The sequence below is a fragment of the Pseudanabaena sp. PCC 7367 genome (genome assembly GCF_000317065.1).
GTDB lineage: Bacteria > Cyanobacteriota > Cyanobacteriia > Pseudanabaenales > Pseudanabaenaceae > Thalassoporum > Thalassoporum mexicanum.
The window spans coordinates 3,015,773-3,042,356 of the sequence record NC_019701.1 but is presented as its reverse complement, the minus strand read 5'-3'; the positions used below and the strand labels follow the sequence as shown (position 1 = coordinate 3,042,356).

18 protein-coding genes are annotated in these 26,584 nt (G+C 47.1%); 10 read left to right on the top strand and 8 right to left on the bottom strand.

Going from position 1 to position 26,584, the window contains the following annotated elements; all coding sequences use genetic code 11:
* Positions 1 to 264 precede the first annotated feature (264 nt).
* From PSE7367_RS12035 to PSE7367_RS12015, 5 genes are all read left to right on the top strand, one after another.
* Positions 265 to 1,575 (top strand): glutamate-5-semialdehyde dehydrogenase, encoded by a 1,311-nt coding sequence (locus tag PSE7367_RS12035; RefSeq protein ID WP_015165622.1) that lies wholly within the window; start codon positions 265 to 267, stop codon positions 1,573 to 1,575.
* Positions 1,576 to 1,877: 302 nt separating this feature from the next.
* Positions 1,878 to 2,402 (top strand): cyclic nucleotide-binding domain-containing protein, encoded by a 525-nt coding sequence (locus PSE7367_RS12030; protein ID WP_015165621.1) that lies wholly within the window; start codon positions 1,878 to 1,880, stop codon positions 2,400 to 2,402.
* A 103-nt stretch (positions 2,403 to 2,505) separates the two neighbouring features.
* A complete protein-coding gene (locus tag PSE7367_RS12025; protein ID WP_015165620.1) occupies positions 2,506 to 2,778 on the top strand; it encodes a cupin domain-containing protein in 273 nt (90 codons plus the stop codon).
* Between the two features lie 312 nt (positions 2,779 to 3,090).
* Positions 3,091 to 3,408, top strand: coding sequence for a DUF3067 family protein (locus PSE7367_RS12020; RefSeq protein WP_015165619.1), 318 nt, complete (start codon positions 3,091 to 3,093; stop codon positions 3,406 to 3,408).
* Between the two features lie 926 nt (positions 3,409 to 4,334).
* A complete protein-coding gene (locus tag PSE7367_RS12015; protein ID WP_015165618.1) occupies positions 4,335 to 7,106 on the top strand; it encodes a sensor histidine kinase in 2,772 nt (923 codons plus the stop codon).
* A 213-nt stretch (positions 7,107 to 7,319) separates the two neighbouring features.
* On the opposite strand, the gene PSE7367_RS12010 is transcribed toward PSE7367_RS12015, so the two are convergent.
* From PSE7367_RS12010 to PSE7367_RS11990, 5 genes are all read right to left on the bottom strand, one after another.
* On the bottom strand, positions 7,320 to 7,670 hold the full coding sequence (locus PSE7367_RS12010; RefSeq protein WP_015165617.1) for a pentapeptide repeat-containing protein: 351 nt from the start codon (positions 7,668 to 7,670) through the stop codon (positions 7,320 to 7,322).
* 138 nt (positions 7,671 to 7,808) lie between these two features.
* A complete protein-coding gene (locus tag PSE7367_RS12005) occupies positions 7,809 to 8,009 on the bottom strand; it encodes a tautomerase family protein (RefSeq protein ID WP_015165616.1) in 201 nt (66 codons plus the stop codon).
* 387 nt (positions 8,010 to 8,396) lie between these two features.
* On the bottom strand, positions 8,397 to 8,774 hold the full coding sequence (gene petE, locus PSE7367_RS12000; RefSeq protein WP_041699638.1) for a plastocyanin: 378 nt from the start codon (positions 8,772 to 8,774) through the stop codon (positions 8,397 to 8,399).
* 108 nt (positions 8,775 to 8,882) lie between these two features.
* Positions 8,883 to 9,371 (bottom strand): photosystem II cytochrome c-550, encoded by a 489-nt coding sequence (gene psbV, locus PSE7367_RS11995; protein WP_015165614.1) that lies wholly within the window; start codon positions 9,369 to 9,371, stop codon positions 8,883 to 8,885.
* Positions 9,372 to 9,718: 347 nt separating this feature from the next.
* Positions 9,719 to 9,901 carry a hypothetical protein gene (locus PSE7367_RS11990; RefSeq protein ID WP_015165613.1) on the bottom strand — a complete coding sequence of 61 codons (183 nt, stop codon included), beginning with the start codon at positions 9,899 to 9,901 and terminating at the stop codon, positions 9,719 to 9,721.
* A gap of 325 nt (positions 9,902 to 10,226) precedes the next feature.
* Here PSE7367_RS11990 and PSE7367_RS11985 point away from each other — a divergent pair, with 325 nt between their 5' ends.
* A complete protein-coding gene (locus tag PSE7367_RS11985) occupies positions 10,227 to 11,858 on the top strand; it encodes a UDP-N-acetylmuramoyl-L-alanyl-D-glutamate--2,6-diaminopimelate ligase (protein WP_015165612.1) in 1,632 nt (543 codons plus the stop codon).
* 172 nt (positions 11,859 to 12,030) lie between these two features.
* On the opposite strand, the gene groL is transcribed toward PSE7367_RS11985, so the two are convergent.
* Both groL and groES read right to left on the bottom strand, forming a co-directional pair.
* Positions 12,031 to 13,695 carry a chaperonin GroEL gene (gene groL, locus PSE7367_RS11980; protein ID WP_015165611.1) on the bottom strand — a complete coding sequence of 555 codons (1,665 nt, stop codon included), beginning with the start codon at positions 13,693 to 13,695 and terminating at the stop codon, positions 12,031 to 12,033.
* Positions 13,696 to 14,127: 432 nt separating this feature from the next.
* Complete coding sequence (gene groES / locus PSE7367_RS11975) at positions 14,128 to 14,439, bottom strand: co-chaperone GroES (RefSeq protein ID WP_015165610.1); 312 nt, start codon at positions 14,437 to 14,439, stop codon at positions 14,128 to 14,130.
* A 506-nt stretch (positions 14,440 to 14,945) separates the two neighbouring features.
* Between groES and PSE7367_RS11970 the strand changes: the two genes are divergently transcribed.
* On the top strand, positions 14,946 to 22,958 hold the full coding sequence (locus PSE7367_RS11970; RefSeq protein WP_015165609.1) for a tetratricopeptide repeat protein: 8,013 nt from the start codon (positions 14,946 to 14,948) through the stop codon (positions 22,956 to 22,958).
* 105 nt (positions 22,959 to 23,063) lie between these two features.
* Here PSE7367_RS11970 and PSE7367_RS11965 read toward each other — a convergent pair whose 3' ends face one another.
* Positions 23,064 to 24,005, bottom strand: coding sequence for a lipoate--protein ligase family protein (locus tag PSE7367_RS11965; RefSeq protein ID WP_015165608.1), 942 nt, complete (start codon positions 24,003 to 24,005; stop codon positions 23,064 to 23,066).
* Between the two features lie 418 nt (positions 24,006 to 24,423).
* Here PSE7367_RS11965 and PSE7367_RS22490 point away from each other — a divergent pair, with 418 nt between their 5' ends.
* The 3 genes from PSE7367_RS22490 (at position 24,424) to PSE7367_RS11955 (ending at position 26,364) form a co-directional block, all read left to right on the top strand.
* A complete protein-coding gene (locus tag PSE7367_RS22490) occupies positions 24,424 to 24,600 on the top strand; it encodes a hypothetical protein (protein WP_015165607.1) in 177 nt (58 codons plus the stop codon).
* Between the two features lie 264 nt (positions 24,601 to 24,864).
* Positions 24,865 to 25,716, top strand: coding sequence for a J domain-containing protein (locus PSE7367_RS11960; RefSeq protein ID WP_015165606.1), 852 nt, complete (start codon positions 24,865 to 24,867; stop codon positions 25,714 to 25,716).
* 72 nt (positions 25,717 to 25,788) lie between these two features.
* Positions 25,789 to 26,364: a GNAT family N-acetyltransferase gene (locus tag PSE7367_RS11955; RefSeq protein ID WP_015165605.1), complete on the top strand. Its 576-nt coding sequence runs from the start codon at positions 25,789 to 25,791 to the stop codon at positions 26,362 to 26,364.
* The last annotated feature ends 220 nt before the right edge of the window (positions 26,365 to 26,584 follow it).

The window sequence follows — 26,584 nt, the reverse complement described above, 5'->3', positions numbered from 1 at the left end:
ATTTACTAGCCCTCGATCATCTCCCACAAATACAGCATAAAGCTAATCGTAATTCCGGTTAAATACCCTCAGAATAGTTATTATTGTTGGGCTTCCAAGGCGATCGACAAGGTTCTAGATCAGCAATTTGCAGAGGATCGCTATTTCATCTGAATCACTGACATATTTGCTAGAAATATCAAATAGAAATATCAGAGCAGATGTGAGTAGTTAAAGCTTAATTAACGATAGTTGTGGGCAAGGTTAAAAATAGGATCATAAATTATGGCTGTTGCAACTGATTCACGATCGCTGCTGGAGCAGGTCAAGTCAACCAGGTTGGCGGCGCGTTGGTTGGCGAAAATGTCAACCGAAGCTAAAAACCAGGCATTGGAGTTGGTTGCCCAGGCGCTAGAACAGAACGCTGAGCAAATTTTGACTGCGAACCAAGCTGATCTAGCAGCAGCCAAGGAAGCCCAGATTGCCCAACCACTGATCGATCGCCTCAAGCTAAGTCCAGCCAAATTAGCCGACATGATCGCAGGTGTGCGTGATGTAGCCAAACTAAGTGATCCAGTTGGCCAGCAGCAGATCCACCGCGAGCTAGATCAGGGCTTGGTGTTGCGGCGGGTATCCTGCCCGTTGGGGGTGGTGGGGATCATTTTTGAATCTCGCCCCGATGCGGTGACGCAAATTACCGCCCTGGCGCTTAAATCTGGCAATGGCTTAATCCTCAAGGGGGGTAGCGAAGCAGTGCGATCCTGCACCGCACTGGTGCAAGTAATTCAGCAGGCTTTGGTTACCTCGGCGATCGCCCCAGACATTGTACAGTTGCTCACCACCCGCAACGAGATTAAGGAAATCTTGACGATGGATCAGCAGATCGACTTGATTATTCCCAGGGGCTCAAATCAATTTGTGCGCTATATCCAGGGAAATACAAAAATCCCAGTGCTGGGTCATGCAGATGGCATTTGCCATTTATTTGTGGATGCCAGCGCGGAGATCGAGAAAACAATTGCGATTGCGATCGATGCTAAGGCTGGTTACCCGGCGGCCTGTAATGCGATCGAAACCTTATTAGTGCACAAAGATATTGCGGTGGCATTTCTGCCCCAAATGGTTGCGGCTTTCAAGCAAGCTGGGGTGGAAGTCAGGGGTTGCAATCGCACGATCGACTGTGTGCCAAATATGGGCTTGATTAAGGCCACCGACGCTGATTGGGACACAGAATATAGTGATTTAATTATCTCGGTCAGGATTGTAGATTCGCTCCTGGGTGCGATCGACCACATCAATCAATATGGCTCACATCATACCGAGGCGATCGCCACCACCGATCCTGGTAATGCTCAAACCTTTATGAGTGATGTTGATGCTGCTGGGGTTTATCACAACTGCTCGACTAGATTTGCGGATGGATTCCGGTATGGGTTTGGCGCTGAGGTGGGGATCAGTACCGCCAAAATGCCGCCCCGTGGCCCCGTTGGCCTGGAAGGGTTAATTACCTACAAATACCAGTTAGTTGGGGATGGACATGTGGTGGCCACCTATGCTGGCGATCGGGCTAAACCATTCACTCACAAGGATTTATAGCTTTGTAGAAAGATGGGAGATTAGTCTAGGTCGGCGGATATTTGAGTAGAGATATATCAACGGCAAATCTTATAAAACCTGAGTTATAAGACCTACTCATAAGACCTGAGTTCGACAGTTTTTTCTCATGACTTTTCTTTACTAGAGTCTTTACCAGAAATAGATTGAAACTGGAACTCCACTGCTTTATTAGGGATCGTTGTTAGGGATTAGTTTTGATCGTAATGACGCTATAACAATCGCAGCGATCGCTCTCTAACATGTAATCAATTAATTGCGGATTAAAAGCGGATTAAAAACCAATGGCAAGGTTATCACAAACCAGACAATCGATCGTTGCACTGATTCGGCAAGTGCCTTACTTTGAGGATTTTTCATCCCTAGAACTAACCACCCTGGTCAAGCAAGGTCATCGCCAGAGGCTGCCCCCACGTCAATTTATTTGCCACGAAGGTGATTTAGGTAATTCTTTCTATGTGATCCTGGCTGGTGAGGCTGAGGTGATTTCGGAACTAAGGGGACAGTTCATTGCCATACTCCATGAAGGCGATTTCTTTGGTGAAATTTCTTTGCTAACTGGTGCACAGCGAACTGCTACGGTGCGGAGTATGACTGCGGTGACTCTGTTTGTGCTGAATCGGGAGCGTTTGGGGGATGTCTTGCAAGCGCATCCTAACCTGGCAGGGCAACTTGCCAGTAAACTAGTAGAACGCCAGCAAAATCTATCTAGCTTGGGGATCGTTGATCTCGCAAGGCTGAGTACCGATGTAGCGATGGCAGAGGTTTGTGACCAGATCAATCAGCGCTTTGGGGTTGGTTGCTGCTGAGAGCTAGCTTGACAGCTTGACCATACGATCAATCCAACCTTACGGCTTGTTTCTGCCATACAATAGGCAAAAGTAATTTTGTAATTATTAGCAGATCTAGCCGATGGAAATCCAAATCGATCGCCAACCTTCCCAAACCAAACTTGAGCAACTCGGTGTATTCAATTGGTCAATCTGGACCAAGGAAGCATCAACGTTTCCCTGGAGTTATGGCGAATCTGAAACCTGCTATTTTCTGGATGGCGACGTGGTAGTCACTCCAGAGGTTGGTGAACCAGTACAAATGGGCAAAGGTGATCTGGTTACTTTTCCGGAAGGAATGTCTTGCACCTGGCAAATTAACCAGGATGTGAAAAAACACTACAAGTTTGGCTGATGTGCCCTCAAATGCAAATTTGGTTAAACTTTTTTGATGCTATGGTGATTAAAGCTCTTGCATGCCTGTTGTGGTATTTATCCGCAATCTAAAGCTGCTGATAGAAGACGATCGCTATTAAAATCAACTGTATTTAATTACTTAATTACTTCTTATGGCTCGAGTTTTGCGGCTGGCATATAGACAACTTATGAGCGAAATAGGGTAGAGCAAGGAGAAGATCGCCCTGTTGATATTTGACCAGGGATAGGGTCAATAATTACGATCGAGGTAAGCTAATGTTAATCACTGGATTATTTCTTTCAACTTAAAATGACTGGAGCAGAACTGAGGCAAATAATTGTCGCCAAGTGGGGCTTTTCCTATGATATTCAGCTCAGGCGACTCAAAGATCGGATCATTGCCCAGGTAATGTGGCGTTATCTAGAGCAGGCCTCATTTCCCCTGAGTGAAGCTGAGTATCTCGATCGACTGGGTGTAGTAGCCACCTACTTTAGTGATTGGGGCGTAACGGAGCAGGTCAAAGAATTTATCCAGACCACTAAAAGTAAGCCCAGGTTGGGTAAGGCGGTTAATATTCCACTGGCGATCGGCGATCGATCGTTGGAATGGCTACTGGATCAAGCCTAGCTAGAAGTTGCATCCAGATTAAATGGGTATTTGGTCTATGCAGATTTGGCCAAAAAAGATAATTGTGGGGATGATTGGTTGGGTTTGCGATCGTTGATGTTGCTAAATCACGGAAATTGGGTAGTTTAACTTTAGTTAGCCCTGAGCAATTTGAGTAGTTAAGGCTGTTGGCGCAAAAATCCGCTAAATATTGGCGACATGGGGACTAATAGGCAATATTTACAATCTTTTCGATCGTCTTTCCCTAATCAGGATCAAGGCGCATTGCTTAGATTTGTGGTAACTTCTACTAGCTAAATATCTCAACACAGATATTAAATAGGTTCAATAGTTTCAATGGGGTGATTGAATCCCTGGCTAATAAAACGATGTAACCATGATCACATCAGTGACTCTGATATGATGATGAAACTGTGGCTGGCTTAAGCTCTATTTGCTAAAATCTTTACCGCTATGTCGCTACCGATCGACAAGCAATGGCAAAATCTGGTTAAGTTAACGTCCAGTAACATAATTAGGTTTAACCAAGCTTTTTGCATTAAGCCATAGTGTCTAACACGCTAATTTTATTGATTTATTCTATTCTAAATAGCTAAAATGTATTGTTCCTGTAACCAAGTATTGTTCCTGTAACCAAGTATTGTTCCTGTAACCAAGTATTGTTCCTGTAACCAAGTATTGTTCCTGTAACCAAGTATTGTTCCTGTAACCAAATTTAAATGTGGAGCCACCACCGAATAGATAGAAATAGATAGAAATAGATAGAAATAGATAGAAATAGTTAGTAAATATTGAAATTGCGGGTAGCTTGATTATCAATCAAGAATTTGAGAATTAATAATTTGATATCACCAGACCAATAGCTAGACATTAAAAAATTTTAGTTTAGTCATGATGCCGGTTAGGGGAATAGAAGGTCACAGCGTATGAGTCAAGCAAGATCCAATCCTGCGGATCGGCAATTTGTTAACCTTGGGCGCGTCATGCAAGTTTTGCGTGAGGAAGAAAATGTTGACAACTTGATTGCGTCTACGATTGACTACTTACGCGACAATTTTGATTACAAATTGGTTTGGGTGGGACTCTACGATCGCGCCAATCATCGTCTGGTGGGCAAAGGTGGATCTACTCCAGCCGGTGAAATTAAGTTTTTGAAGGAAAGATTTGCCCTAGAACCGGGCGATTGCCTCGATCAGGTGATTTTGCAGCGCAAACCTCTGGGCATCCCCGATCTTAGGCAAGAAAGTCGCAGTGGTGATTGGCGTAAGGTGGCACGCAAGTTTGAGATTCAGGGCACTCTGTTCTGGCCAATTTATCATAATGAAACCGCATTCGGCGTGGCGATCCTGGGTTCGCACCTGTGGAACATTTCCCCCCGCCCCGACGAAAAAGCCCGCTTTTCCATGTTGTTTGGTGGTTTGGCGGCCAGCTTGCAACGGATTGAAACTGATTGGCAAACCCAACAAACCAAGCGCCCGGATCAACCTTTGCTGGGCTTGCTGGACGGGTTGCGCAATCTGCAATCCCTGGCCGAGCGGATCGATGCGGTGGTGGAGGTCACCCATAGTTTTGTGATGCCAAATCGCACCAGTGTTTACTGGTTTGAGCGCGAGCATCGTTATTTTTGGCGCAGAGCCGTCAATCGCCAGCGCAAAATGGTTAGCGCTCGGAACGATAATACCGCTGGGATCACCGTCCAAAATGCACCAACCATGTATCAGGCTCTATCTAAGGATGAGTTGGTGGTGGTGGTGGATGCCCAGTCAATGACCAAAGGGGATATTAGCTCCTGCGTGTTGGAGCAATTTGGTTGTATTGGCATGATTGCCGCGCCGATCGTATTTCAAGGAGAGCTAGTTGGTTTTTTGTGTGTTGAAAGCGACGAACCCAGGCTGTGGACTGAAGATGAGCGTGGTTTTACTAAGGGTGTGGCGCAGCTCTTGGCAATGGCAGCTCCCCTGGAGGAAATGGAAGCGGCAGTGGAGCGGATCGCCTCTGACCAAATGCTAACCGCTGGGATCGCCAGAGCCATCTATAGCGATCACGATTGGGAAGACTCCCTTGACCATGCGGCCAACCAATTGTGTCAGCGCTTAAATGCCGAACGATTCTGGATTGTGGTTTATAACCGTGATACTGAATGCTTTGATGTCCATTTTCAATATCATCCTAAAAACCGCCGCCCCCTACCAATGCACTTTACAGAGCTAGCCGATGTCGATCGCCAGATGATGGAGCAGGCTAGTGAAACCGTGATGGTGGAAAATGTTGAAAGTGACTTCAAGTTTATGACCTGGCGATCGAGCTTGCTGGAACTAGAAGTGCGATCGATGATGATCAGCAGTACGGCGATCGGTAAACCCTTGGAAGGTCTGTTGGCAGTCGGCCATGAATCACCCCGCACCTGGTCACGTCCAGAGCGAGAATTAGTCCAAGCCGTGGCTCAGCAAGTGGGCTTGATCTCCCACCAGGCTAACTTACAAAAGCAAGCCGACGAACGCCAGAAGCTCCACCAAGCCACTCAGTTTGGCCTCGTTTCACTTCAACAGGCCAATACGATCGAAAAGCTTAATCCGATGGTGGTGCAATTGATGTCGCAGATCATGCAGGCACCGCTGGCGGTTCTGGTGACCTGGATTCCTGGTCGTATTGGTGGTCAGATTGCCGCCACCTTTGGGAGTGCCGATCAGTTTAAGTTGCGGGTCAAAGATGCGGTGCTGGCAGTAGAAAGCGATCCACTCGTGCAATGGACGACCCAAACTGAAGGGATTTTGCCCTTGAGTGTGCATGATCTCCCAGCCGAAACCCTGGACTGGTTGAATGCGCCAGGAATTGGCCAAATCCTGACGATGGTATTACGCACTACGCCTGACCATCAGCCAACGGGGATGATTCTGGTGGCCGATAAGCCGGGACGACGCTGGCTCGATCGCCATTTGCAAGCCTTTAATATACTCACTAATCAGTTGGCCTGGACTCGTCGTCATATTGTTTTGGTTGAAAAACTGCATCAAAATCGCAATGAATTAGAGCGGCTGAACTGGTATAAACATCGCCGGATCGAAGATATGTATCGATCGGTAGGTGGTGGGGTGCAACGCTTGATTCAGCTTGATGCCGGCAGTGGCAACAGTGTGGGCAGTATGCGGATGCAACAATCGCTCAAGCAACTGCAAGCTTCGATGTCTTCTTTGCCACAGATTATCCGCAAAGAACAATGGCGACTTCGCCCCACCTATGAAACTGCACCGCTGGCTGGTTTGATTAAGCGATCGCTGGAGCGGGTTGATGCCTTAGTTAAGCAGCGTCAGTTGTGGTCGCAGGTGCATAATCAGGCCAATGCGATCGTCGGCGGTGATATTGCCAAGATTGAAATGATCCTCAATGAGCTGCTGCTGTTTGCCTGTGGGCGATCGGAAGTGGGTGGCCGGATTGATATGTGGTGTCGGCAATTGGATGAGAGTTCCCTAGAGCTGGCAATTACCGATTCTGGTGAGATCGATCAACAACTATTAGATGCATTGCGCGATGGCCATAGCGGCGATCTACTCACTTCCACAATTTTGGATCAACCGCCTGGATTGCACTTAGCCATCTGCCAAAGCCTGATGCAGGAAGCTGGTGGTGAGTTATCCCTCTACAAATTAGAAGATAACCGTATCCTTAGTCGCTTGATTCTGCCCCTCTCATCAAATTAATCCCATCAATCCCAAATACCAAATAATATCTAATCAGGCAAAAAAAGACTCAGCAGGGTTGCCGAGCGCAGCTAGTTTAAGGATTGTGAGCAAATCATAATTCGTTGACTAACCCACAAACTTCCCCCATTCCGTTCATACGGACAGGCTATGTATATATACTCATGCATACATAAGCCCAGAAAATTGCATCACCATCAACCAGCCTGCAAATCAAAAATCCTTCTTGGTTTCGCGCAGGTTCACCCCAATCAAATTAGTATCGGTTAAATTCGCATTGAGCAAATTTGCTGCCTCTAAATCAGCTCGCGTCAGGTTTGCCTTACTCAGGTTTGCCCCCTCCAAGTTTGCGCCATATAAATAAGCGCCATACAAATTAGCCTCCGAGAGATTGGCCTGGGCTAAATTAGCATTATATAAATCGGCTCCTTCCAGATTTACCCCACTTAAATTTGCCCCCACCAAATTAGCCTCATGGAGGTCAATCCAGGATAAATCAAAACCGGTTAAATCATCACCACTACTCAATTTTTGGAATAGCTGATCTTTGGTAATTTTGGCCATCACAACTCAAGGCATAGCCCCTTAGCAAGTGTGTTTATTCAAATAACAGAGATCCATTGTAAAAAATAACTAGCTATTAGTATCTATAGTTTTCGTTATAAGTATTGCCTGACGAATTTAAATATCTGGATGCTACGTTTATTGATTCTGCTTTTTCCAATCGTCAGTAAGCAGCCCTGCAAAACCCCAGTCTTCTTCTTCAATCTCCTGAATCACAATGTGAATATGTTCCGGTTGCTTACCCAGAGTGCTAACCAGGGTGTTGGTGATTTGTTTAACTATTTCCGCTTTTTGCGATCGACTTGCACCACGGGTAATCTGCACATTGACGTATGGCATAGTATCCTCGATTTCTCAATTAACCAAAATGCAGTATGTCTAAATTCAAGCCATATCAGCAAGAAGCTGCTTAACTTCTCTGGCATCTAACTAAGTAGATAGGCAGTAGCAACCAGGAGTAAGCTCCACCTATCATAGCTGTAAAGCCTTAGGGCGCAGCTTCTCAGTTACCCGCCAGATCTAGTTACTGCGCCATACCTAGCTACCTAGCATTTAAAAATAAACTATCCACCCAGAGCAGAACGGCTGCAAGCTAGATGGATAGATTAATCTTTATTTATTTGAAAGATTTGAAAGTTAAGGCTTGATTGAGTCGATCGCAATGTGCGAAACAGAATTTTAGACTAGCGATCGATCGTCACAAAGTTCCTAATTAAAAACTAGCAATTACTCAACAATCACCTTGCCAGCCATGCCAGCACCACGGTGAGGAGCACAATAGTAGTCATAGGTACCAGGCTCATCAAAGGTGCTGGTTACTTCTTGCTGAGGCTTCATCATCAACTTGGTATGGGATAGTTCACTATGGCCGTCTACTACCACATTGTGGGGGAAGGCTTTGTTATTTACCCATTTGACTGTGTCACCAGCTTTGATCGTGACCGTGCTAGGCTCAAACTTGAGCGCACCATTATCGGCACCCATCTTAACCGTCACGCTATCAGCAGCAGCAGGATTAGCACCAATAAAGGCGATCCCAAAGGCCAACACCAAGCTAACGGCAATCACGCTCAGGCGCTTTGCCAATGTTTTGAAAGTTTTGATATTCATATTCACTCAGAAGTTCACTACTGAAATAATTCACTAAAAAAGCAATGCAATCACTAATTAAGATTTGCAAAGGCAATCGACTCAATTTTATATTAACTGCTGTTAATAATAAATCTTACCGCCGCCCCATTTAATCCCTTCCAACTGCCCCTTATAGAGGATGTAGCCAGAAATATCCTTGAGTTGCTCGTCGGTCAGACCGCGCATCATCGGGAAAATTTCCGTACTCTTGAGGCTAGGATGAATTTCCGAAATTTCAACTTCGCCATCAAAGGTAGTGGGGTTTTTCAGGTAATCCACCAGGCTATCAATGCTATCGCGCGGCGGCGTAGCCAATGCCAGGGTTTGTAAGTTCAAGTCTACATTAGGGTTGGTGTAGGTGATCCCACCCACGTGGCAATTGGCACAGGCACTATTAAACAATTTTTTACCGATCGCCAGCTCATCACTGGAAAGGGTATAGGATTGATTATCGTTTTGCTTGACAATGCGGGCAGATGATTCGGTAAAATTGGCCGCCATCGCATTAGTGGTAAATAATTGCCACGACATAAATATGGTAGCGATCGCCACCAGAAGATATCTAAACATGTTTTTGCTCATGTATCTCATATATCTGATCTAGAAGAAATTATGAATGACTGCGTTAATGCGTTTGTAATATTAACTCTAATATCTCGATCTACTATTGCGCTTAAATAAATTAAGGCGATCAATTCAACTAAATCCAAGATCTATGACCAGGTAAAACAAAGTCAAGCCCAAGTCAAGTTTATAGATTCAGCCGATCAATCGGATTATAAATTTGAATGCTCGACTTGATATTTAGGTTATTAGGGACAAATTTAATCAAGGCTTTCGAGGGCTCTCGATTTGGGAGTTAACCAAACCTAAATTAGCCAAAATCTAATCGCTCAAGATCTTAATCGCTATTACGCTTAGCTGGATGAGGATGCCTGTTTTTGGGCTGCCAGAATCACAGCCTTAGCATCTTCGAGTGCCAACTTAGTATCAGTATCTTGGTAGTTAATGCCAAGCTGCTGACAAAGTTCAAGCACAGTTTCAACTTTGAGGTTATAGTCTTGTGCTATTTCCGCAATTGAATAATCAGCAAAACCCATAGCTAGTCCTTATTTTATTTAACTTCAAAACGCGCACTCTCTTAGACTTAATTTAATTTAAGTGCAACAGTAAACAGTAATTTAAGTTTATTAAATAACCTGGCAGGGCAGGGCACAGGCATTTATTAACATCATGACAGAAAACCCGATCGCTGGTGAATGTGTAGAAATGTTGCAGTTTTGCACCGATCGCCACTTACAAAACATACGGCTAATCAGATTAGATCGGCCTGAATCTAGGAATTGGTATTTTGCTTAGCATTTTTGATTGTGCTTTTATAGTTAATTGCAAGTAATTGTTTAGGGTGAAGCGAGGCTTTTGAACATGGGCGAGATCGGTCAAATCAATAATACGATCGCAACAGCACAGGATAGCGATCGCCAGGGAATCAGTAAAACCTGGTTGTTGGCAGATTTGCTGGCTAAATCAGGGGTTGAATATAGCGGTTATGGCGATCGGCCAGTTCCCACCCAGGTTTTGGCGGGGGCGATCGATCGCCTGGTGACTGACTCGCGGCAATGCCAGACCGGTGATTTATTTATTGGCATGCCTGGTACAAAGGTAGATGGCGCTCAGTTTGCGCTCAAGGCGATCAGGCAAGGGGCAGTCGCCGCCATAATTTCCCAGCAAGCAGATATTTCTAATTTGATTGATGCTAATCCCGCCACACCTGAGTTAGATAGATTAATTGTAGTAGAAGATGTGATTGGGGCTTGTGCCGCGATCGCTACCGCTTTTTACGATCATCCAGCGACCAAAATGCAACTGGTGGGGGTAACGGGCACCAATGGCAAAACCACCACCACTCATATTATTGAGTTCTTGCTCAACGCCCAACAACCCACTGCCTTGCTGGGCACCCTCTATGCCAGATGGCCCAATTATATTAATACGGCCAGCCACACTACCCCCTTTGCGATCGACCTGCAAGCGAAACTACGCGATGCCCTGGACGATGGCGTTAAGGCCGCAGTTTTGGAAGTTAGCTCCCATGCTCTAGCTCAACGGCGGGTTGGTGGTTGCACCTTTGCGGCGGCGGTATTTACCAACCTGACCCAGGATCACCTTGACTATCACAAAGACATTGAAGACTATTTCCAGGCCAAGGCGCTACTGTTTAACCCTGTTTATCTGTCAGGTCGGGCGATCGTCAACCTGGATGATGGCTATGGGCAAAGGTTAATCACGGATTTACAAGCCAGATCGCAACCAGTCTGGACCTATAGCTTAGAGAACGACTCGGCCGATTTTTATGCTGATTTTTATACAGAGCAATTGCAATATACCCCCACTGGGGTGACCGGCATTTTGCACACGCCAGTCGGTACAGTAGATCTGCGCTCTACGCTAGTAGGTAGTTTTAATGTGGCTAACTTGTTGGCGGCGATCGCCACGGCTTTGCACCTGGGCATGGAGCTAGATCAAGTAGCGGCACTGATACCCCAATTCAAGGCAGTGCCAGGCCGGGTTGAGCAGGTGATTCTCACTGATGGTAATGATCGCAAAGAGAAACAAGATATTACAGTGGTGGTTGACTATGCCCACACGCCCGACAGTTTAGAAAACGTGTTACGGGCAATGCGGCCATTTACCCAGGCAGAGCTAGTTTGTGTGTTTGGTTGTGGTGGCGACCGCGATCGCACCAAGCGCCCCTTGATGGGTGAGATTGCAGCTAGGTTGGCCGATCGGGTTTATGTGACTTCAGACAACCCCCGCACCGAGGAACCCCAGGGCATTCTAGAAGATATTCTGGCTGGCATCCCTGAGCAAGTTCAGCCGATCGTCGAGGTGGATCGGCATCAGGCGATCGAGATGGCAATTTTGCAGGCCAACCCTGGCGATATGATTGTGATTGCGGGCAAGGGGCACGAGGATTATCAAATTCTGGGCACAGAAAAGATTCATTTTGACGATCGGGAAGAAGCTCAGGCGGCGCTGCGGCAAAAATATGCCTAGGATTCTCGAAATGGCTATAAAGGAAAAAGAGCGATCCCAGTTAAAAAAGGCGATCGCTCTCTCTATTCAAAATCAATATTCAAAATCAATTGAAATTTAATGCTATCCAGCTTGAGTGGCAATCCTTACGGAGATCTCATTTAAGCTGAAACAGTCATCGATGTTCTAGGCACTACATCATGCCCATGCCACCCATGCCGCCCATACCACCCATGCCGCCCATGCCACCCATGCCAGCATCAGCAGGAGCAGCGGATTTCTTCTCAGGCTTCTCAACCACCAAAGCTTCAGTGGTCAAGACCATACCAGCGATCGAAGCAGCATTCTGGATCGCCGATCTAACTACCTTAGCCGGGTCAATGATGCCACTGGCGAGCATATCCACATAGGTGGACTCGAACGCATCAAAGCCCATGTTGATGTCCATCTCTTTGACCTTCTCAACGATCACGCTACCTTCCAGGCCAGCATTTACGCCAATTTGACGCAGCGGATCTTCGAGGGATCGAAGTACAATCTCGGCTCCAGTTTTTTCCTCAGCGGTCAAACCAGCCGTCACTTCATCCGCCTGCTTGAGCAAATGCACCAGGGTAGAACCACCACCAGGCACAATCCCTTCTTCGACAGCAGCGCGAGTTGCATTGAGGGCATCCTCGATCCGCAGCTTGCGATCCTTTAGTTCGGTTTCGGTGGCCGCACCAACCTTAATTACAGCTACACCACCAGCTAGCTTAGCAATCCGCTCTTGCAGCTTTTCGGAATCATAGTCCGAATCAGTTTCCGCCAATTGCTTGCGAATCTGAGCCACACGGGCATCAATGTCGGCCTTATTACCTTCGGCCACGATCGTGGTTTTGTCCTTGCTGATCGTTACCTTGCGAGCAGTGCCAAGCATTTCCAGGGTGGCCGCATCAACGGTTAGCCCCATATCTTCGGAAATCACCTGGGCACCAGTTAGCACCGCGATATCTTCGAGCATGGCCTTACGACGCTCACCAAATCCTGGCGCTTTCACGGCGGAAATATTCAATGCACCACGCAGCTTGTTGACCACCAGGGTAGCTAGGGCTTCACCTTCAATGTCTTCGGCGATCACAAGCAAAGGAGCGCCAGAACGGGCAACCTTTTCCAGGATCGGCACTAGATCTTGAATCAGAGCAATTTTTTTATCGGTGATTAAAAGCTTGGCATTTTCCAATTCCACCAGCATCCGTTCTGGATCGGTGACAAAATAGGGGGAAATATAGCCACGATCGAACTGCATCCCTTCTACGGTTTCCAGCTCGGTCACCATTGACTTGGATTCTTCAACGGTAATTACGCCATCCTGGCCAACTTTATCCATGGCGGCGGAGATCATTTCGCCCACTTCGTTATCATTACCGGAAGAAATGGTGGCTACCTGGGTAATACCAGAACCAGCATCAACCGGCTGAGCGCGATCGGCAATTAGCTTGGTTAGCTTTTCGACCGCTTTTTCCATGCCGCGACGCAGGCTGATGGGATTAGCACCAGCGGCCACATTCTTCAGCCCCTCACGAATCATGGACTGTGCCAATACGGTCGCCGTGGTCGTACCATCACCTACCACATCATTGGTTTTGGAGGCCACTTCACGGATTAATTGAGCGCCAGTGTTTTCGAGGTGATCTTCTAGCTCGATTTCCTTGGCGATCGTGACCCCATCATTCACAATCTGGGGTGCGCCATATTTTTTCTCTAGCACCACATTACGACCCTTGGGGCCAAGCGTAACTCTGACCGCATTAGCGATCGCATTTACACCACGTTCCAGCGCGCGTCTGGATTCTTCATCAAATACGACTTGCTTTGCCATAAATTTAAGTCCTTGTAGTCCTTGTCAACTTTTCCTGAATACTCAATATCTGGATATTGGATATTGGATATTGGATATTTGTAATAAATCTCGATCGATTACTTGCCTTGTTTTTGGCCTTGTTTTTGGCCTTGTTTTTGCTGGCTGATCGCTAACTGCGGATCTAAATATCGCTTGCAGATGACCAATTGATTACAAATTGATTACAGTGAGATTGCAGTGATGAAGACTCTTAGCTGGGTTAGCTCTATGTCTCATCTATGTCTCATATGTCTCAACCTGTAACCGGAGAGTTAGTTTATAGAGCGCTTACAGGGCAACGATCGCCCCAAGCTTCTAACTAAACCATCGGTAAAGAGCGCGATCGTCAATCATTTAACTGGCATTTAACTGGTCACATTCACTATTTAGATCAACTAGTTCAGGCCAGCCCTATTCAACGATCGCCAAAATATCTTTTTCAGTGAGCAGCAAATAGTCAGCACCGTCGATTTTGACTTCAGTGCCAGCATATTTGGAATACATCACCTTATCGCCTGCGCTCACTTCGGGGGCAATCCGATTGCCATCCTTATCACGAGTGCCAGGACCCACGGCAGCCACTTCGCCAACTTGAGACTTTTCCTTGGCGGTATCAGGTAGGAAAATACCACCTGATGTTTTTTCTTCCTTGGCTGCAATTTTCACCAATACGCGATCGCCCAGGGGCTTGAGTGCGCCGCCTTGCAAAGTTACAGATGCCACGTTGATATCCTCCCTACAAACTTGCCTAACTACTTAATTACTTACTGAATACTTGCTGAATACTTAAAAACTATTCAGTCACCATAGAAATTTTTGAATTTCTGGAAACCGTTGGAATTACCGAGTTTTTTGAGGCTAAACCATCAGCACAAATGATGTGCTTAATTAAGCTACTGCTAGCTAAAATACGCATCTTTGTTGTCCGATGCCATTGTCTGAGAGCTGCAACTACAAGCCACAACTGCCAGGTTAATTAATTAACTTCAGCAGGTTTGAAACAAAACATACTCAAGTAATTATTAATCGTTTAGCACTCTACCCAACCGAGTGCTAATGATACTCCAAATTGCGATCCCATTCAGATCGGCTTACCGTACCTTTGGCAAATTTTAAGCTTGGCGATGGCTGCTCAAACCTGGTTAATTGGCTGTAGCTTAAACCCTGGTACTGGAGTTATGCTGTTGCATACATTTAGTCAACTAGTCAACTGTAGCTAGCAAGCCATAATGTCAGTTGAAACCAGACTCCAGCAAGCCGAAACCCACATTGCCAAGCAGCAATTTGCCCAAGCGATCGCCCTGTGTCGCAAAATCCTGAAGCAAAATCCCCACCAACCGATCGCCTGTTATTTAATGGCCAGAGCTTTGCAGGCTCAGGGACGAAAGCTGGAAGCGCAACAATATTATCAACGGGCAGTTGAATCAGATGCCAACCTGGTTGACGCACATTTGCAGTTGGGTAACAGTCTCTTTATGGAAGCTCGGTTTGGCTTAGCGATCGCTAGCTATGAAAGAGTAATCCAGCTTCAGCCCGACCACAAAGAAGCCCATTATTACCTCGGCTTGGCCTATCGGCAGGTGGGCAGATTAACTGAGGCGATCGCCAGTTATGAGCGGGCAATCGCCATAAATCCCGATCGCATCGAGATTCAGGTTGCACTGGGAAATGCGCAACTCAGCGCCGGACAGTTAGATCAGGCTGAGCAATCCTATCGCGCTGCAATTGAGCTTAATCCCAACTTAGCCGAAGCCCATAATGGTTTGGGTGGGGTGATGAGCAATCGTGACCTGCTGGATCAAGCGGCTAGTAGCTATGAACGAGCGATCGAGCTGATGCCCAACTATGCCGATGCCTATGCCAATCTGGGGATGACCCAATTTCGGCAAAAGAACCTGCTCGAAGCCCTGGCCAATTGCCAGCAAGCCCTTCAACATAATCCTAATCATGCCAGTACCTATATGGTATTGGGGTTAATTGCGGCGGAGCAGGATAACCTGGGGCTGGCGATCGCCCATTATCAAAAGGCAATTGCCCTGAATCCTAACTATGCCAATGCCTATTGCAATTTGGGGGCGGCGCAGATGCGGCAAGGGGAACCAGAAACCGCGATCGCAAACTATCACAAGGCTCTGGCGATCAATCCCAATCTAGCGGAAGCCTATCACAACCTGGGGGAAGCCCATAGCCAGCTTTACCAATTCACAACCGCAACGGAGTTTTATCAACGGGCAATCCAAACCAAGCCCAATTATGTCAGCGCCCACAATGCCCTGGCTACTGTATACCTTAAGCAAGCCCAACCCGATCAGGCGATCGCGGCATACCGTCAGGCGATCGCGCTACAACCAGATTATGTCAATGCCCACTTTGGCTTGAGCATGGCATTGTTGCAACTTGGCAACTTTACTGAGGGATTGGTTGAGTATGAATGGCGGCAACGCTTGAAATATGCGCCCGTGCATAACTTTCCCCAATTAGTCTGGGATGGTTCAGACTTAACCAATAAAACAATCTTGATTCTGCCGGAACAAGGTTTTGGCGATGCGATCCAGTTTGTGCGGTTTTTGCCGATGCTATTGGCGCAGGGTGGCCGGATTATTTTGCAATGTCGATCGCCCTTGGTGAGGCTATTCCAGACGATCGAGGGGCTGGAACTAGTGCAAGATGAACAAGCGCCACTGCCGGATTTTGATGTTTATATTCAGTTGATGAGTTTACCGAGGGTGTTGGGAATTGAGCTGGCCACTATTCCTGATCAGGTTCCCTATCTATGGGCAAATTCTGAACCGGGCGATCACCCTAATTTAGGTTTAGATTTAGGTGTAGATCAAGCCGATCGGCCAGGATTACCAACATTTAAAATTGGCATTGTCTGGGCGAGTGGACATACCGCAAGTGTGGATATTTCCCAGTGGCAGTATGAGGCCAAGTCGATTCCCTTGGCATTATTGGCGCCGCTGTTGGAATTAGCTAGCGATCGCAATGCTCAAGAAAATAACCAACTGATTGAGTTTTACAGCTTGCAGGTGGGTGGTAATGCTGCGGATATCGAAGAATTGGGCTGGCAGGAGAAGGTAATCGATTTGAGCGATCGAATTGAGGATTTCGCGGATACGGCGGCCTTAATTGAACAACTAGATTTAATTATTTGTGTGGATACGGCGGTGGCGCACCTGGCCGGAGCGATGGCAAAGCCAGTGTGGTTATTATTGCCCTTTGCACCGGATTGGCGTTGGTTTTTGGGGCGTGATGATAGTCCCTGGTATCCGACGATGCGATTGTTTCGGCAGGTTGAGTTTGGCGATTGGCAGCCCGTAATCACTCAAGTCAGGGCTGAGCTAGAGCAGTTGATCGCTAATCCTGAGCGCTTTACGCCGGAGCTACCGCTACATCCTCTAGCCGCAAATGTTACAGATACTAACGATTCGATCGGCATAGATACAATTGATCTATCTGCGAATATCCCGGTTGATGATCAAGTAATTAAAGGTGATCAAGTAATTGAAATTGACGAACCTGATAGGGTTGATGCCGTTGATACCACTGATACTGATATAGCTGATGGGTCTAACTCGATCGATTCAACTGACGCAGTTGATGGCAACGAGGTAGACAATCCCACCAATTACGATCGCTCTGATGCATCACCGATCGCTTCACCTACAACTGCAACGATGGTAGATAGTGGCTATGAGTCTGAGCAAGCATCAAGGAATGAACCGCTAGCAGAATCGCTCGATCTGGTTAATCAATCTGGTGCGATCGATGCGGTAGATGCCGATCCGGATCTTGATAGTTTAAATCAACAGCATTTGGTCGGAGCACAATCTGGGGCACAAGCTGATGCGAATATTAATAATCCTGATGATGTAATCCCTGGCAGTTTGGATCTTGAGTTTGACGATAACGGCGCAGATCAAACGATTGACTCTAATGACAATGCCAATAGTAATTACAATTACCCAATTAATATTGGTGGTGATCCTGGCAACGAGCCTGCCGACAATCCAGAACCTGATTCACCTGTTCAAATTGAGGCAACAGTTAGGGCGATTAATATTGCTCCTGGCGATCCAACAACTGAGCCACCTCCCGAATCGCAAATTGCTCGCGCCACAACGCCAGAACTTGCCGCCCTGCTGAAAAATGCGATCGCCAACCACCAGGCTGATCAGATTAATGCAGCGATCGCTCTTTATCGTCAATTCCTGAATCAACAACCCGAACACATTGAAGCCAATTATTTGCTTGGTGTTGCTCTGGGGCAGATCGGTGAACAAGAGCAAGCGATCGAGCAATATCAAAGGGTGCTCAATCAAAACCCCAATCATGCCCAAGCCCTGAATCATCTGGGGGTGATCCATAAACAGCAGGGACAATTAGCGCAAGCGATCGATTACTATGAACGGGCGATCGCCATTCAACCCGACTATGTTGAAGCCCTATATCATCTGGGTTTGGCCTTAACCGCGCAAGGGAAATGGACAGCAGCGATCGAGCAACATCAACGGGCGATCGCGCTCAATCATTCTTTTGTGCAAGCCTATGTGTGTGTGGGTGTTTTGAAACGATTGCAGGGTGATCTTGCGGCGGCGATCGACTACCAACGCAGGGCGATCGAGCTTAAGCCCAACTATGCTGAAGCACATCAGAATTTAGGAATCGCTTTCTTGCTGAGTGGCGACTATAGCAATGGCTTGCGGGAATATGAATGGCGCTGGCAGACTGAGGCGATGCGATTGCAAGACCCCAGCCGCGAACCCAAACAGCCTTTGTGGGATGGTCAGCCCTTCCCTGGCAAAACGCTGCTGATCCATACAGAGCAGGGTTTAGGCGATACGATCCAGTTTTTGCGCTTCGTGCCGATCGCTAAACAAAGGGGCGATCGGATTGTGGTGAAAGCCAATCATGATGGTTTGGCGCGGTTATTAAACAACTGCGATGGGATTGATCAGGTTTCCCTACCAAGCGATCCTACCCCCCATTTCGATCTCCGCGCCCCATTGATGAGTCTGGCGCATATGCTGGGCATAACTTTGACAACTGTTCCCAATCAAGTCCCCTATCTAACGGCTGCGAATGATTTTGATTTAGAGCTTGATCAAGAAATTGCCCCCACAAGAGGCAGAAGATCACGATCGCCTGATCCTTTAGCTAGATCCACAGGTAATTTAAAAGTTGGCATCTTCTGGGCAACCACTTCCCGCAGTTCTTCCAGTGGCAATCGCTCCTGCCCATTGGCCATCTTTCAATCACTATTTGAGGTGGAGCATATAGATTTTTATATTCTGCAACAAGAGCTTGACGCGGCCGATTTAGAGCTATTGTCAAACCAGCCCAGAGTAAGGAATCTCAGCGATCGGCTATTGGATTTAACCGACACTGCTGCCGCGATCGCCCAACTGGATCTAGTCATCTCGATCGATACGATGGTGGTGCATCTGGCCGGGGCATTGGCCAAACCAGTATGGGTGCTGCTGCCCTTTGCCCCCGATTGGCGCTGGCAACTGGAGCGCAAAGATAGTATCTGGTATCCGACGGCGCGGCTATTTCGGCAACCCAATCCGGGTGATTGGCAAGCAGTAGTTACAGAAATAAGTAAGGCGATCCAGGAATTTGCCGCCGCCTGGACAATCAGTCATACAATTCAACAACAAGCGCAACGAAGCGATCGCACTTCATCCTCTGGCGCTGCCGCCCTCTTCAAACGAGCAATCACCTACTTCCAGGCCAATCGTCACCATGACGCTACAATCGCCTGCCAGCAAATCTTACAGCAGCATCCCGACTATTTTGATGCCTTGCACCTACTCGGCATAATTGCCTGCCAGCAAAAGCAATTCGATCGCGGTATGGGCTATTTACATCGGGCGATCGCTATCAATCCAGAATATGCCAGTGCGTATTTTAATTTGGGCAATGCCTACCGCGAAGGTGGTTATCTGGCTGCTGCCGCCCACTATTATCAAGGCGCGATCGATCGTCAGCCGCAAAATACCGATGCCCGTCATGCTTTGGGGCAAACCTTGCAATCACTCGATCGGATTGAAGCCGCAATTGCCTGTTATCAAGAGCTGATTAAATTACAACCTAGCTCACTGGCATATTTTTACCTGGCGGATCTGCAAGCACGGCAAGGGCTTGTCAATGAAGCGATCGGCAACTATGAAACAGCGATCCAACTCCAGCCAGATTTTGCGATCGCCTATAACAATCTGGGTAATCTGCTGCGCCAAGAAGGTCAATTAGAGCCAGCGATCGCTAATTTAACCAAAGCTTTGGAGCTGCGGCGCGACCTGGCAGAAATCCATAAAAATATGGGACAGGCATTGTGGCAAAACAACCAGCTAAATGAAGCGCTGAGCCATTATCAACAAGCTCTGGCGATCAAGCCCGAATATGATGATCTGCTCAGTTTGGGTAGTATCTGTCGCTATCGTGGTGACTTTGACCTGGCGATCGCCTACTTCCGGCAAGCGATCGTGATCCAACCAGAGACAGTAGACGGCCATGAAAATCTAGGGCTGGTCTTGCTGGCGCAGGGTAAGTTTGAAGCTGGTTTTGTCGAATATGAATGGCGGTTACGCGATCGTAATCGTGATACCTTCGCTTACCTTAATTTTCTGGCTCTGCCAATATTTGACGGGACTCCGAGTAATCAAACAATCCTGATTCTGGGCGAGCAGGGCGTAGGTGATGAGATTATCTATGCCAGTATGCTAGCGGAGGCAAGAAATCTAGGCGATCGCCTGGTGGTGGCTTGCCAGGAGCGATTATTGCCGCTGTTCCGTCGTTCCTTTGGCCACCTTGAAAATATGCAATTTGTGTCCCGCGCTGATCGGGTGAGCCTTTGTTACCAGAATGCTAAATCCGTTTTGCCGATGGGCAGTCTGGGGCGATCGCTGCGTCCCGATCGGGCTAGTTTTGGCCAGCCCCAAGCTTATTTGCAAGCTGATCCAGGTTTGACTCAAATCTGCCGCGATCGCTATCTGTCACTCAAGCCGCACCGCGATTCTTTGGCCTCAAATCAAATTCAACCAAATAAGCAAACAAACCAGCAATCATCCACCCGCAAGCTAATTATTGGCATTTCCTGGCATAGTAGTAATCGTGCTAAACGCTTGCCTAGACTGGAAGAATGGTTGCCGATCCTAACTACACCAGGCGTGACATTGGTTAATTTGCAATATGGCGATTGGCAAGAAAAATTAGAGGAGATGCGCGATCGCCACGGCGTAGAGATCTTTGATGACCCGGCGATCGATCAGATGGCCAGCTTAGATGATTTTGCCGCCCAAGTGGCCGCCGTCGATCTGGTAATTTCAGTTAGTAATACCACGGTGCATATGGCCGGAGCATTGGGCAAACCAGTGTGGGTGTTGCTGCCCTATGTGCCGGAATTGTGGTTCTGGCAAAGGGAAACTGAAGATACGCTCTGGTATCCACAGGTTAAGCTCTGCCGCCAAGCTGAATATGGTGAAGACTGGCAGCTATTAATCCAGCGCATTGCTACTAATTTGAGCGAGGTTGTCAATGCTCCAGAGTTATTGGCGCGATCGCCCTTGGAACCATTAAAGTCCTCAGAACTACTGCCCAGTCAAGCATCAACAAGCTCAGCTTTGCCCGCACAATCCGCACCGGTCAAAGTAAGCAAGCCGATCGATCCGATCGATACCAGTCAAATAGAGCCAGCGCCACAAACAGATCAGCAATCTAGCTCGACCAAACCATCTGAGCCAAAAGAAGCTCAAGAAAATTTAGATCAGCCACAAGTAGAAATAGAGCAAGAACCGATCGCCAATAATGATCTTGATCCTGGCGATTCCCAGTCCGATCAGAGTAATCATCAGAACAATCATCAAAGCAATCATCAGAGCAATCAAGTAATCCAACTTCAACCCAGGGTTATGCCCGTAGAACCGATCGGTATCACGATCGCCCCAATTGAATCGATCGCCACCGCCTCCCCAGCAGATCAAGCTAACGAAATTAATAAAAACACTGCCGAAGCCGATCTGATCAACCAGATCATTAGCGGTCACAATGCCAATAAGCAGACAATTGCCATTAGCTGGCCGATCGGCATCACCAGCGGTTGGGGCATCTTTGGTCTAAACCTGGCTCTGAATCTATCTCGCCACGCTGAGTTTGCCCCCTGTCTGCTATCAGCACCAAGTAATCTCGATCAACAGTTCATCAATCCGCTACATTACGCATTGCTCAAGCCATACCTCAATCAACAGCAACGACTGCAACGGGTGATTGAGATCAGTAGTACGGAGCAACTTGATCTGGGGGTGCCGATTGTTCATGCATTGGGTAATAACTTGGCTGGGGCGGATTTGAACAAGGTGGGTAGCGATCGGAATGTGGGCTTTATTTTCTTTGAAGATACATATTTAGACGCGGCAGCGATCGCCAAGGCCAATACTTTTGATTTGATTCTAGCCGGATCAAGCTGGAATGCGGAGGTATTGAAAGGTTATGGCATCAACAATGTGCATACCGTGCTGCAAGGCATTGATCCAACATTGCACCATCCTATCTCATTCAAATCCACTGCCTGGCGCGATCGCTTTATAGTTTTCTCTGGCGGTAAGCTGGAATATCGCAAAGCCCAGGATATTGTGGTGGCTGCGTTCAAGATTTTTCAAGCGCGTCATCCCGAAGCCTTGCTGATCACTGCCTGGCATAATCACTGGCCGCAGTTCATGCGTGGGCTTGAAGCCACAGGTAATGTGGTTGGACTACCGGAAGTAGGTAGCGATCGCCGCTTGAATATTAGCGCCTGGTTGCAGGCCAATGGCTTACCGGCTGGTTCTTTCCTTGACATGGGCATAGTACCCAATTACCTGATGCCCAGGGTGGTACAAGAGGCGGATGCGGCGATTTTCCCAAATCGTTGTGAGGGGGGCACAAATCTGGTGGCAATGGAATGCTTAGCCTGCGGTATTCCTACTGTGATTTCGGCCAATACAGGACACCTGGATATTATTAATCAAAATCACTGCTATTCGTTACAGTCACAGCGATCGATCGTGAACCCGCCCGACTATATTCGTGGTATTGAGGGTTGGGGCGAGTCAGAGGTTGATGAAGCGGTGGCAGCACTGGAAGATATTTTTAATCACCGCGATCGCGCCCAGGCCAAGGGACAAGCCGCCGCCGGGTTTATGCAACAACTCACCTGGTCACAGCAGGTAAACAAGATGATGACAACGATTAAAGCCCAACTTTAACTCAACGCTCACGGTCTTTTTATTTTCCTCACTTAATTTGACTTTATTTAATTTGTTATTTAATTTGTTATTTAATTTGTTATTTAATTTGTTATATCTGATTGCTCAAACGCTAATCGACTGGGCTAATAGACCCTCACTAAAGCCTTGCTCAAGGGCGGCGATCGTCCCCATTTCTTGCTCCATCAGCGGTTCAGACACTAATTCAACCTGAAAATGCTCACTGGCAGCCCCAGAAAGCACCTTAATTAGCTTGGCTTGTAAATCAGTCAATAAACTAGTTGACGAGTTAGCGATCGCTCCATGTCTTGGATTTAAACTATTAGCATTCTCTTCGATCGCCTCGATCGCCTCGCACTTCAATAGCTCCGCCACCCCCACGATCGGCACCTTAGTTCTAAATACTTTTTCTAATAGCGCATAGTCAGGTTGAATTGCGATCGTGCCATGTTGCAGCAGCCAACCATGAGCATAAACCTGGGCACTACCAACCAGCTTGCGCCCATCCGCCACCACCAGGTCGGCATTGGTGGCCGTATTAAAACAACTGGGATTATGCATATAGTTACGTTTGGCCGCGCCATAATTCACTTCAATCCCCAACTTGGCCAATCCCTTAATTAAAAACTCACACATATGGCGATAGGTTTGGTCGCGGTTAGGAAATGGAGCCCTGGTCACGATCGCATAGGTTAAATCATGGTGGTGCAACACCGCCCGCCCCCCACTGGGACGACGTACCATCGCTAAATCCAACTCTTGCGCTAGCTCGGACCAATGCTCAGGAATGCGCCGCTGGTGATGACCAAGCGAGATTGTCGGCCTCTGCCAACCATAAAAACGGAGCATCGATCGCCCTGTTTCAGCCCTACTGATATCCTTTACAGCTCGATCATTCTCCCGCTTTGGTTCTAAATCATCGTTAACCTGAATAGATTGAGTCGCCGCATTTAGGCAATAGCGATCGATCGCCATATTCAAACCCGCTGCTGCATTTTGATAGGGAATCAGTCGCCAGGACAAATCAGGGGATGGAATAGCTGACATAGCGTTGACATGAAATTGGCGTAAATCTTCAAGCAATGCTGAAACAATTCGATCGCAGGGAATGATTAATCAAACTATTATTGATACTTCAGCTTGCTCAAATTGGACTTGAATAGTAAGTTTAGGTTATATTTCCCTAAACTCTGGTGTGGATTAGGTATATCTAATATATCTAAATCTGAGCTTTTAAATATACTAGTAAATGCACAAGCTGCCAGGACTAGATGTTAGATGTTTTGTTTGTAAATGTGTGATTAAATCTAAGCAATTCGATCGTGGGTAATTGTCTAATCCCGTCCGAAGAAATACCAAGCCTAGATTTAGATTTTATAAAAATACAGGTGTAAGCGGTTGAGCTTAATAACTGTAAAGCGGTTAAATTACAGTGATTGTTGTGGACTGGTGGGTTTGATTGGGTATGTTTCAAGTAGTTTTGAGGATGCAGCGCGGGCGTAAGGTGCATGTGATTCAAGAGTTTGAGAATCAAGAAAAGGCCTTGGATTATTTTGAACGGCTGGTGCGGCAAAATAAAGGATCGCGGGACACCCCCAAGGGTAGCTATGCGGTGCGCAAAAAACCAGACGAGCCTACATGATTTTTAATTTTAATTTTTAAATAAATTACGCCGATCGCAGATCTGCTTCGATCGGAGCTTGCATTATTAAGCGATCGTGTGTAAAAACAATACAAATAATAAAATTTACTAAAGTGCCTGGCATGTCTGGGTATAGTTTTGTTTACGCAGGACTTGCTGGTCTTGCGGTGCAATTAGATTAATCACGGATTTATTAGCTATAAATAGCTGATTTAAGCCAGCCGATCGCCGATCCCAACTTATTGGCCAGTATGCATTTACCATATGCATCAATTTGAATGCTATCGAGTATTAGGATTACCCCGCAACGCTTCTCTGGACGATGTCAAGACAGCGTATCGGCGTTTGGCGCGTAAATACCATCCTGACATCAATCGTGATGATCCCACGGCGGCGGATAAGTTTCGACTGGTGCAAGAAGCCTATCAATTGCTCAAGAATACTGGCAATGAGCCCACCATCCGCCCGCATCGATCGCCCCAGGCAGGAGTAAAGGTCAGGACAGCCCATCATAGCGATCGTAGCGATCGTACTGCCAATCCCGATCGCCATAATCACACCCAACGTTCCCACGCACGAAACGCTCAACCCAATCAAAAGACCAATGCTGGTCATCGGCCACCGCCACCACCACCAAAAACAGCTCCGCCCAAACCATCGCAAGAGACCAAACAAACCACCAAAGAAAGGCGTGCCCAATGGTTTGCCAATGCTGCTAAACGCAAATATCGCAAATCTAGTGCTAATGGCGGCAAAAACAAAAAACGAACTACACCTGGCAGCAGTAATGGCAGCAACATCGACCCCGAGGTCAAACTAAAGTCAGATACCCTGAGACGATTGCAGGATTTGCTCAAGCAGAAAAAGTATGTGGTAGCGATCGCGGTGGCGGAGGGAATGCGCGAGAAATTTTCTACCTCACCGGAAGTAATCCACTGGCAAGCGGTATCCTATCATCGTTGGGGTAGTGATTTGCTCATGCAGGGGGACTTCAAAAAAGCCGAACTGTACTTAAATAAGGCTTTAACCACTGATCCACGCAATCGGGAATTGTGTTTTGAAGTCAAGCGTGATCTAGAGCGGATTGGACGACATCAATCCCAGGATGATAATTGAGGTGATAGATCAGTTGGTTAAGCCCAGTTGGTTAGGCATAGTTAAGGAATTGAGCGCGATCAGGTTGTTTTGATGAAGGGTTGGCAAATTCCAGAGCCGCTATTAACGCTCCAGACGAAAAGACTTGTGCTCAGACGCTTGGTGCTGGATGATGCGGCCGATCTATTTGAATATGCTCAAGATCCATTGGTAAGCAAATACACTTACTGGACACCCCATCGATCGATCGCTGACAGCCAGGAATTTTTAACCGGTCTAGCCGAGCAATATGAACGCGATCGTCTGATCCATTGGGGTATTGTGTTAGCCAGTGAAGCCAAATTAATTGGCACCTGCGGCTTTGTGAATTGGCATCCCGCCCATGCCAGAGCAGAAATTGGCTATGCGCTGGCGCGATCCCATTGGCACAATGGCTATATGACTGAAGCAGTGAGCGCGGCGATCGCGTTTGGGTTTCATGTGATGATGCTGAATCGAATTGAAGCAATGTGTATGAAGGAAAATGTGGCTTCAGCCAGGGTCTTAGAAAAGGCAGGAATGCAATTTGAAGGGGTGTTGCGTGAATATGCCTTCGTAAAGGGCGCATATCTAGATTTAAGCCTCTATGCAATCCTCAAACCCAAGGCTGCTAATCGAGCAGTGTTATAAAAAATTGGGCGTTGTATTGTATAGATTTGTTATTGGCTGGTTGGCTTAAAGTTGATTTAGATCGATTAATCAAATAAATTTCCCATCCCCCAAAACTAGAGAACATCGGGACTTAACTGCGAAGTAATCGCCCAATAATATTGCCTGATCGCAGCATAACTGGCTCAGGGCAAAAGGTTCTCTTTTGTTAATATATGCGTAGCTATTATCAAAAGACTGA

Excerpts from the sequence above, each read along its gene's own strand:
- PSE7367_RS11970 (WP_015165609.1), top strand. The coding sequence starts at position 14,946 with ATGTCAGTTGAAACCAGACTCCAGCAAGCCGAAACCCACATTGCCAAG.
- PSE7367_RS11985 (WP_015165612.1), top strand. The coding sequence starts at position 10,227 with ATGGGCGAGATCGGTCAAATCAATAATACGATCGCAACAGCACAGGAT.
- PSE7367_RS12015 (WP_015165618.1), top strand. The coding sequence starts at position 4,335 with ATGAGTCAAGCAAGATCCAATCCTGCGGATCGGCAATTTGTTAACCTT.
- PSE7367_RS12020 (WP_015165619.1), top strand. The coding sequence starts at position 3,091 with ATGACTGGAGCAGAACTGAGGCAAATAATTGTCGCCAAGTGGGGCTTT.
- PSE7367_RS12005 (WP_015165616.1), bottom strand. The coding sequence starts at position 8,009 with ATGCCATACGTCAATGTGCAGATTACCCGTGGTGCAAGTCGATCGCAA.
- PSE7367_RS11990 (WP_015165613.1), bottom strand. The coding sequence starts at position 9,901 with ATGGGTTTTGCTGATTATTCAATTGCGGAAATAGCACAAGACTATAAC.
- PSE7367_RS22490 (WP_015165607.1), top strand. The coding sequence starts at position 24,424 with ATGTTTCAAGTAGTTTTGAGGATGCAGCGCGGGCGTAAGGTGCATGTG.
- PSE7367_RS12010 (WP_015165617.1), bottom strand. The coding sequence starts at position 7,670 with ATGGCCAAAATTACCAAAGATCAGCTATTCCAAAAATTGAGTAGTGGT.
- PSE7367_RS12030 (WP_015165621.1), top strand. The coding sequence starts at position 1,878 with ATGGCAAGGTTATCACAAACCAGACAATCGATCGTTGCACTGATTCGG.
- psbV (WP_015165614.1), bottom strand. The coding sequence starts at position 9,371 with ATGTTTAGATATCTTCTGGTGGCGATCGCTACCATATTTATGTCGTGG.
- PSE7367_RS12035 (WP_015165622.1), top strand. The coding sequence starts at position 265 with ATGGCTGTTGCAACTGATTCACGATCGCTGCTGGAGCAGGTCAAGTCA.
- PSE7367_RS12025 (WP_015165620.1), top strand. The coding sequence starts at position 2,506 with ATGGAAATCCAAATCGATCGCCAACCTTCCCAAACCAAACTTGAGCAA.
- PSE7367_RS11955 (WP_015165605.1), top strand. The coding sequence starts at position 25,789 with ATGAAGGGTTGGCAAATTCCAGAGCCGCTATTAACGCTCCAGACGAAA.
- PSE7367_RS11960 (WP_015165606.1), top strand. The coding sequence starts at position 24,865 with ATGCATCAATTTGAATGCTATCGAGTATTAGGATTACCCCGCAACGCT.
- PSE7367_RS11965 (WP_015165608.1), bottom strand. The coding sequence starts at position 24,005 with ATGTCAGCTATTCCATCCCCTGATTTGTCCTGGCGACTGATTCCCTAT.
- groL (WP_015165611.1), bottom strand. The coding sequence starts at position 13,695 with ATGGCAAAGCAAGTCGTATTTGATGAAGAATCCAGACGCGCGCTGGAA.